Source organism: Yersinia sp. LJYL362 (assembly GCF_048323875.1).
In genome coordinates this window covers 1-9580 of record NZ_JBLWEX010000072.1, presented here as the reverse complement: position 1 = coordinate 9580, position 9580 = coordinate 1, and the positions used below count along the sequence as shown (strand labels likewise).

Sequence of the window (9580 nt, the reverse complement as noted above, 5' to 3'; positions counted from 1 at the left end):
CATAAATGCGCACAAATCCGGCACCGGCTGACACCGCACAGGCGGTGACAGGCAACACGAAGTCACGTGGAACATTCTTTAAGCTGGCATCTGCGCTGATGGACAACGGTGTTTTGGCGATACACAGCGGTAAATGACCAAAACCGGCCTCAGTGATGGAGTCAAGCTGCTGACGTGCTTGTGGGGTGAACGTGACTTCACGGGCGCCATAGCGCTGCGCCAAAATCTCTATTTTCTGCTCCAATGAGGCACTGTCAGGGTACGCCAGTACTGGAGGAGATGCATGAGCGCAAGCATCGATAACGCGCTGAGCCAAGGCGGTGGTGCCCGCGCCACCTTTGGCAAAAGCCTCACTGATTTCACAGGCAACTGCGCCAGCAGATAGCGCATAGTCGGCTAAAAAGGCCAGCTCTTCCGGGCTGTCGTCAGGGAAGCAATTGACGGCCACCACCACCGGTAAGCCATAGCTTTTGGCATGATTAATATGCCATTTTAGATTGGCGCAACCTTGGCTTAATAAAGGAATGTTGGTATCGAGAATTTCAGCAGGCAGAGGTTGGCCCGGTTTGATATCAAAAACACCACTATTGGCTTTCAGGCTACGTAATGTGGCGACCAGAACCACACAGGATGGCGCAATACCAGATTGTCGATACTTGATATTAAAGAACTTCTCCATACCCATATCAGAACCGAAGCCGGCTTCCGTCACCACATAGTCTGCTAACTGCAATCCCAGACGGTCAGCCAGCACTGAAGAATTCCCGTGGGCAATGTTGGCAAATGGCCCGGCGTGGATAAGCACTGGCGTCTGTTCACTGGTTTGCATCAGTGTTGGGTGGATGGTCTCTTTCATTAGCGCCGTCATGGCACCTGCCACCCCCAAGTCATCAGCCGTAATGGCTTGCCCGCTAGTGCTGTGGGCCAAAATTATCCGGCCAATGCGTTGGCGCATGTCGTGCAAGCTTTCTGACAACGCCAGAATGGCCATAAGTTCTGATGCTGCGGTAATTTCTACATGGTCGTGCCGCTCAACACCGTGAGTACCGCCGCCCACACCGACCTGAATATGGCGCAGCGCCCGATCATTATGGTCAACCACTCGCGGCCAGAGGATCTGTTGAGCATCAATATTTAGCAGTGGCATGCCGGTTTGTTGACTAAAAGCCGAGCCCATGCGCTGTTCATGATACAGACGTGCATCCAGCGCCGCCGCTGCCAAATTATGTGCTGCGCTAATAGCATGGATATCACCGGTCAGATGCAGGTTCAACTTCTCCATGGGTAACACTTGTGCTGCACCACCGCCAGCCGCTCCCCCTTTAACACCAAAGACTGGACCAAGGCTCGGTTGACGGATGCAAGCCACCCCGCGATAGCCTAAGCGGTTGATTCCCTGACTTAAACCAATGGTCGTGACGGTTTTACCTTCCCCCAGCGGTGTTGGGGTGATGCTGGAAACCAGAATCAGTTTGCCTTGTGGGCCACCGGGCCGTAATGCACGGATATCAACTTTCGCCATAGGGTGACCATAGGGGATTAAATCATCTGCGCTCAGGCCTAATTGTTGTGCAATTTGCTGAATGGGAAGCAAATTTTTTTCAGGACTGATATTTGATAGCGAAGGGAGAGCATCGGCAGAGGAAGACAGTGTCGGTGTCATGGTGCGAAAGTTCCTGTTAGTGGTGATAAAACGGCGGTGGCCAATCACGATGACTATAAATCACGGCGAAATTATCACACAAAGCGCTAAAAAATTGGCGATACACATCAATAAATGTGAGGCCACCGCCGCTGATAGCGCGATGGTGTTTGCGGGTTAACCCATAACACCAATATTGCGATTTCTACTTTTTATATTTTAATTTTGTGAGTTTTGTTTTTTTTGATGAAATTAAAGAAATTTTGAGATCGGTTTTATTTTAAATTCTTAGATTATAAGAGTGGTATATAAAAGAAGCCCTACAATCCCATGGTCATATTCTATGGTTTCATGAACAATTATTTGTTTTTGACGGTAAAATTATAGGTAGTCTAATTTATGGGAAATCATATTCACTCTTCTTTGGTCTGTGCTGCGCGATTACTTCGCTTAGCAGGGGTTAATGCGGAGTCAGTAGAAATATTGGGTAAAAATGCTGCTGTTGATCTTTCGACCAGGGGGCCACTCGCCTCATTGCAACAATATTTATCACAGTTATCACGTGCGACATCGACCCGTTTTAAAATGAAAAAACGGGCATTAAATAAAATAAAACCTGAGCAGTTACCACTGGCATTTCGTGATACAGAGGGCAGGTTTATCTTATTAGCACGATTAAATGATAATGAGGCATTGCTGCAGCATGCTGATAGCAATAAGCCACAAATAATTAGTTATCAGATACTTAGTGAGATGTGGGGTGGGGTGGTATTCTATTGTAGCCATTCACGCTTTGATATTCGGTGGTTTATCCCCGTTTTATTACGCCATCGCAAATCCCTGATCCAGGTGCTGGTGTTATCAATGCTATTACAGTTTTTGGCATTGATATCACCACTTTTCTTTCAGGTTATTATGGATAAGGTCCTGGTGCATAATGCACTAACGACTCTCGACGTGTTAATTATTGTATTACTGGTGGTAGGAGTATATGAGGTTGTACTGAAGTTTTTGCGTGAATATATTTTTAGTCATACCACAACTCGAGTGGATATTTTATTGGGGGGTAAACTATTTAATCACTTAATAAAGTTACCATTAAGTTATTTTAAGCAACGACATGTCGGGAATATTGTGGCGCGAGTCTGTGAGCTGGATAATATTCGTGAGTTTATTACCGGGACAGCGCTTACCTTATGTGTTGATGTTGTTTTTACCCTCATCTTATTTATTGTTATGTGGTGTATTTCGCCGCTCCTGACATTAATTGTCCTGGCTACACTGCCGCTATATCTGTTATTAGCGGCATTAACCACCCGTCCCTTGCAAAAGAGAGTTGAAGTGTTGTGCAGTTGCGCCGCTCAGAATGGTGCATTTTTAACCGAAACTGTCTCCGGAGTTGAAACCGTTAAAAGCCTGGCCTTAGAACCGCAGATGCAGCAGCGGTGGGAGACGCAAACACGGGACTACGCTCAAGCTAATTTTCAGGTGCAAAACCTGCAAAACTTCAGCAGCCAGTGTGCCCAGTTACTGCAAAAATTGGCCAGTGCGTTGGTGATTGTCATTGGGGCATATCAAGTCATGTCTGTGCAACTGAGTATCGGGCAGTTAATTGCTTTTAATATGCTGGCGGTACAAGCATTAATGCCAATGAGTAAGTTGGTTGATTTATGGCAGCAGAGTATACGAGCGAAAGTTGGGCTGATGCTGATATCCGATATTTTAAGTTTGCCGGTCGAGCAAGCCACGGGTGCCGCACCGTCTAATCGCCAACTTAACGGTGATATCACCTTGGACAATGTGGTTTTCCGTTATCGCCCCGATCTTGATCCTGTATTGCGTCATTTCTCATTATCACTGCGCGCGGGAGAGCATGTCGGGCTGGTCGGCCCGTCAGGTTCAGGAAAAAGTACGGTCGCGCGGCTGTTACAGCGCCTTTATATCGCTGAACAGGGTGTTATTAATATTGATGGTTACCCGATAAATCATTTCTCTCCTGAGTATCTACGTCGTCAGGTCGGTGTGGTCATGCAAGAAAACTACCTGTTTAACCGCACTGTTCGTGAAAATATTGCCTATTCTCGGCCAACTGCCTCACTGAGTGACGTCGTTGATGCGGCCTGTCTGGCGGGCGCGAACGATTTTATTCTGGCCTTGCCGCTAGGGTATGACACCGTGCTGTCTGAAGGCGGGGCATCCCTTTCTGGTGGGCAACGTCAGCGTATTGCGATTGCCCGTACTCTACTGGCCAATCCCCGCGTATTGATTTTTGATGAGGCGACCAGTGCTCTGGATGATGAGTCGCAGGCTGAAGTTCAGAAAAATATGTCCCGCATTATTGCCAACCGCACCGTCATTACCATTGCTCACCGCCTTTCGACGGTGCGGCACTGTCATCGTATTGCCGTCATAAAACAAGGCTGTGTGGCTGAGCTGGCAAATCATGACCAACTGTTGGCGCAGAACGGTATCTATGCCCAACTTTGGCAGCAGCAAGCCGACTTTAGCCATGAGGAATCACAATGAAGTTGATGCAATTTTGGGCGAAATTAGCCATTTTCGACGGGTTAAAAAAACGCTGGCAACGCCATCACGCAGCGAAACGAACCCGCGACGAATATGACTTTCTTCCGGCCTATCTGGATATTGTAGAGCGTCCGGTAGCGCCATTGGCAAGGCGTACTGCCTGGTTTTTGGCACTGACATTGTTATTGGTATTAGTTTGGTCGATTGCGGGAAGGCTAGATATTCATGCATCAGCAAATGGGAAAGTGATTGTTGCTGAACATTCCAAAATTATCCAGTCACTTGAGCCTGGTGTTGTGGTGGCAATCAATGTTCATGATGGTGACAGGGTGGTTGCCGGTCAGGTGCTGTTAGAACTCAACCCCATTGGGGTCGATGCTGAAGTTAATAATATCAACCAACAATTAATGCACCGTTCGCTGGAGGCCGCGCGAATGTCGGCGCTGCTCACTGATGCCCCTCTGACGAATTTCATCTATCCCGATAATAGCCCTGAGAATTTAGTCATGACAGCTAAATCCCTGTTGACGAAAGAATATGATGAAGTTAACGCCGAGCTGGCACGTCAAGACAGCGAGCGAGCCGTTAATCAGGCTTATATTCAGGCCGGAAGTACCAATATTACTCATCACCAGGCTTTGATGAAAAATATTCATCAAAGATTGCAGGCACTACAAACTCTGGTGAAATCCAAGGCAATTGCTGAAGCTGAGGTATTGATACAAGAACGGGAGTGGTTAAATGCGCGCGCGGAGGGCAATCGTTTAGAGAGTGAGCAAGCTGTTCTGCGCGCTAAAATGCGCAACCTTGCGCAAGTCCGATTGCACTATTTAGCTGAGAAGAAACGAAGTTATCAGGAGCAGTTGAATAAGGCTCACGAAGTTATCAACCAACTAAAGCAAGAGTTGGTTAAGTTAACGGAAAAACAGCGGCAACAAACTTTACGTGCACCCGTCGACGGTGTGATACAGCAATCCTCAGTACATACACTGGGCGGTGTCGTCACCAGTGCTCAACCGCTTATGGTCTTGGTTCCGGAAAGTCACCAGCTAGAACTGGATGTGATGATCCTCAATAAAGATATCGGTTTTGTTCTACCGGGTCAGGCGGTGGAAGTCAAAATAGACAGCTTCCCCTATACCCGATTCGGTACCCTCTCTGGTGAAGTCAAACATATTTCCCTCGATGCCATGGAAGATCAACAGCAAGGCTTGGTGTTTCCGGCACGCATTCGACTCGACAGCGACACACTGACCGTCGAGGGGAAACCGGTGCGTTTATCAGCAGGTATGTCTGTCAGCGCAGAGATTAAGACCGGCCGTCGGCGGGTTATCGATTACTTACTCAGCCCGTTGCAGCAGTACCAATCCGAAGCCATGAGGGAGCGTTGATAATGATGAATTCAACCACGACTCAGGTTAATCAACCGTTGGCGGCGCTGGCCCGTGCTGCGGCCTGTTTTGATTTGGCTGTTGAATCTTCACACTTGGCACATAAGGTCGGATTAGCGCCTCAAGATATCGATAATATTACTCTATGTCGCTGTGCTAATTGGATTGGTTTGCGGGCCAGGGCGGTGAACTATCCCATTTCACGTCTGGACAATCTGACGCTGCCACTGCTATTCAGTTGTGATACTCAGTGGTACGTGTTATTGGCCCTTAATGAACAAGAGGCGAGCATTTATTGTTATGCCGATAGTCAGCAACAACATCTACAAAAACAGATAAGCCGGCAGGAACTCGCCAGCTTGTGGTGTGGCGAGGCCATATTATTGGCAAAAGCTGAGCTGCATGAGCAAAAGAAAATACCCTTTGGCTTTAGCTGGTTTATTCCGGTTATCACCAAATACCGCCTCCAGTTGCGCAATATCATTTTGGTTTCATTGCTATTGCAGGGGATTTTGCTGGTGACGCCGATGCTATTTGAAACGGTTATCGACAAAGTTCTGGTGAGTCGCGGGATGGGCAGCCTTATGGTGCTGGGAATTGCCATGATTGCGCTGGCGATTGTGGAACCCTGCTATACCTTTTTACGCGGGTGGTTGTTTTCACATTTATCCAGCCGAGTGGGGGCCGAACTTAATACCGGGCTTTATCGCCATTTAATGGGGTTGCCACTGGGTTACTTCGCTTCACAACAAACCGGACAAACCATCGCTAAAGTGCGAGAAATGGAGCAAATTCGCAGCTTTCTAACCGGTTCTGCTTTAACCATGCTACTGGATTTGGTTTTTGTCAGCACTTTTATCGCAGTGATGTTTTGCTATAGCCAACCACTGACATGGATAGTCTTGTTCTCTCTGGTTTGTTATCTGCTGTTTTGGTGGGCTGCGGGCGGAATGCTACGTAAGCGGGTGGAGCGCCAATATGAAACCAGTGCACAGAATACGGCATTTCTCACCGAAGCGATTAGTGGATTGGAAACTATCAAGACATCTGCCACCGAAAACCAGTTTAATCGGAGTTGGCGGCATTCATTGGCAAACTATGTCCGTGCCTCATTTGCTTGTGCCAGAGCTGCCAATATTGCTGAGCAAGGTATCAGTTTAATTAATAAAGTGACTTCGGCAATTTTATTGTGGGTTGGTGTCACGTTGGTATTGGACGGAGAGCTTAGCCCCGGCCAGTTTATCGCGTTTACGTTATTTTCGGGTTATGTCACTCAGCCTATCTTGCGTTTGGCGCAAATCTGGCAAGATTTTCAGCATACGCAGGTGGCGCTAAAACGCATTGGTACCATTCTGGATTATCCCACTGAACCGGGCAGCGCTGGGTTGTTATCGAGTTCGAATAGCCCAGGGGGGCTGGCTTTTAAACAGGTACGTTTCCGTTATCGACCCGATACCGCCGAAGTGATACAAAACCTTAATTTAGATATTGCTGGTGGTGAGTTTGTCGGTATTACCGGTCCATCTGGTTGTGGAAAGTCCACATTAACCAAGCTACTCCAACGATTATATACGCCACAACATGGGCAAATTTTGGTCGACGGGCAGGATTTGGCTATTACGGATGCCACCACATTGCGCTGTCAGATGAGTGTGGTGTTGCAGGAGAGCGTACTATTTTCTGGCTCGATACGTGACAACATATGCCAGTGTCGGCCAAACGCTGATGATGCTCATGTTGAGCATATTGCTCGATTAGCTGGCGCACATGACTTTATTGCTGCACTAGCACAGGGTTATCAAACGCCCGTTGGCGAACGCGGCAGTTTGTTATCGGGAGGGCAGCGGCAGCGAGTTGCATTGGCGAGAGCACTGATGGCGGATCCCAAAATACTGATTCTTGATGAAGCAACCAGTGCGCTGGATTATGAGTCTGAGGCGGCGATTATGCGCCAGTTGCCGGAAATCACGCGTAATCGCACAGTAATCTGCATTGCACATCGTTTAAACACCTTGCGTCAATGTCATCGTATTTTGGTGTTAAAAGAGGGGCAAGTATTAGAGCAGGGTAACCATCAAGAGTTGTTGGATAAATCTGGCACCTATGCACGCCTGTGGCGATTACAGACCGAGTAAAGAAAGGGGGTTTTAATGACAAGGTGCCCGTATCGGTGAAAACAGGCAGATCGTAAAGACGCCGTACTTCTTTTGTTAAAACAAGCATCCTTGTAGGCTCGAACCGCGCCTTCCTTGGCGCGGACGCTTTACTCTTCTACCTGCCTTCACCTTGCAAGATCGAGTTGTCGAGGTGTGTCAGCAGTCTAAAGGGGGGAACCCCCTTTATCGTGATGTACGGATATGCCTGACTCAGCGATTCAGATGGTAATAGACTTCATTCCAGCGAATTTCATTTTTGAATGCTGGCAATGTGGTGTCGTTATCAATAAGCAGGAATTCAATGCCGTGCATTTCAGCATACAAACGCAACTCATCCACGCCAATAGCTTGTGAGAACACGGTATGGTGCGCACCACCCGCGATAATCCATGCCTCGGCGGCGGTTGCCAGTGAAGGCTGAGCTTGCCAAATAGCGCGCGCTACCGGTAGTTTTGGTAACGGATGCGGTTGCTCGACGGTATCAACCACATTGACCAACAAGCGGAAGCGATTACCCATATCGATTAAGCTGGCATTCAGTGCCGGGCCTGCCGGAGTCGAGAAGATCAACCGGGCGGGATCGGCTTTACCACCAATACCTAAATGCTGCACATCCAACAGTGGTTTTTCTTCTTTGGCGATAGATGGGCACACTTCCAGCATATGGGAACCCACCACCAGATCATTACCTGGCTGGAAGTTATAGGTGTAATCCTCCATAAAGGAGGTGCCGCCTTTTAGGCCGGTACCCATGACTTTCAGAATGCGTAATAATGCAGCGGTTTTCCAATCACCTTCGCCACCAAAACCGTAACCTTGTTGCATCAGGCGTTGAACCGCCAAGCCCGGTAACTGTTTTAATCCATATAGATTTTCAAAGTTAGTGGTGAAAGCCTTAAAACCACCTTGTTCCAGAAAACGCTTCATACCCAATTCAATACGCGCGGCATCCAGTAGGTTTTCGCGTTTATTGCCATTCAGTTGCACCGCATCTGTCAGCCGGTAAGTGGCTTCATATTCTTCAACCAAGGCATCAATCTCACCTTTGCTGACCGCATCCACCACGGTGACTAAATCACCGATGCCATAGGCATTCACCGAGTAACCAAACTGGATTTGTGCTGCAACTTTATCCCCTTCAGTTACTGCGACTTCGCGCATATTATCACCGAAACGGGCAACTTTCAGTTGTTGGCTTTCCTGTTTGGCTGCCGCAACGCGCATCCACTGGCCAATCCGCTGATGAGCTTCTTTATCTTGCCAATGACCGGTGATAACACTGTGTTGCTGGCGCATACGTGCGCCGATAAAACCAAACTCACGACCACCATGAGCAGTTTGGTTCAAGTTCATAAAGTCCATATCCATGGTTTCCCATGGGATTTGAGCATTAAACTGAGTATGGAATTGCAGCAACGGTTTATTCAGAATGCTCAGGCCACCAATCCACATTTTGGCCGGTGAGAAGGTATGTAGCCAGGTCATGACGCCAATACAGGCGGTATCGTAGTTGGCCTCACGACACAACGCGGTAATTTCATCTGGCGTGGTCACCAAAGGTTTAAGCACCAGTTTGACCGGCAAGCCCGCTTCACTATTGAGGCTATTGACGACATGATGGGCATTATCCATAACTTGTTGCAGGGTTTTAGGGCCATACAGGTTTTGACTGCCTATCACAAACCACACTTCTGATTGCTTGAATACGTCCATCGGATACTCCATTTAATCAATTTTTATACAGCATAAAGTTATAAATCAGCCGGTTAATCACGCTTCGGTTACCGGTGCGTAGTGTGGCTCAGCGGATAGACACCACTGTTGATAGCGTTGATAAAGCTGTTGATAGCGGGCAACTTGTGCTG

5 protein-coding genes are annotated in these 9580 nt (G+C 48.0%); 3 read left to right on the top strand and 2 right to left on the bottom strand.

All coding sequences use genetic code 11. From position 1 onward, the window contains the following. Positions 1-1663: formate--tetrahydrofolate ligase (locus ACNSO8_RS03035; RefSeq protein ID WP_418393788.1), on the bottom strand; the 1663-nt coding region annotated here is incomplete at its 3' end. A 378-nt stretch (positions 1664-2041) separates the two neighbouring features. On the opposite strand from ACNSO8_RS03035, the gene ACNSO8_RS03030 reads away from it, so the two are divergent. The 3 genes from ACNSO8_RS03030 to ACNSO8_RS03020 are packed head-to-tail and all read left to right on the top strand — an operon-like array spanning position 2042 to position 7694. Beyond that, the gene (locus ACNSO8_RS03030; protein ID WP_418393787.1) at positions 2042-4168 is read left to right on the top strand and encodes a peptidase domain-containing ABC transporter; all 2127 of its coding nucleotides are present in this window, start codon (positions 2042-2044) and stop codon (positions 4166-4168) included. Further along, complete coding sequence (locus ACNSO8_RS03025; RefSeq protein ID WP_019079459.1) at positions 4165-5559, top strand: HlyD family type I secretion periplasmic adaptor subunit; 1395 nt, start codon at positions 4165-4167, stop codon at positions 5557-5559. The genes ACNSO8_RS03030 and ACNSO8_RS03025 overlap by 4 nt, the downstream gene beginning before the upstream one ends. 2 nt (positions 5560-5561) lie before the next feature. Beyond that, positions 5562-7694, top strand: a complete 2133-nt coding sequence (locus ACNSO8_RS03020) for a type I secretion system permease/ATPase (RefSeq protein ID WP_263700690.1) — start codon at positions 5562-5564, stop codon at positions 7692-7694. Between the two features lie 231 nt (positions 7695-7925). Here ACNSO8_RS03020 and araA read toward each other — a convergent pair whose 3' ends face one another. Next, entirely contained in the window at positions 7926-9428 is a 1503-nt protein-coding gene (araA, locus tag ACNSO8_RS03015) for an L-arabinose isomerase (RefSeq protein ID WP_005164787.1), read from the bottom strand. Positions 9429-9580: the final 152 nt, after the last annotated feature.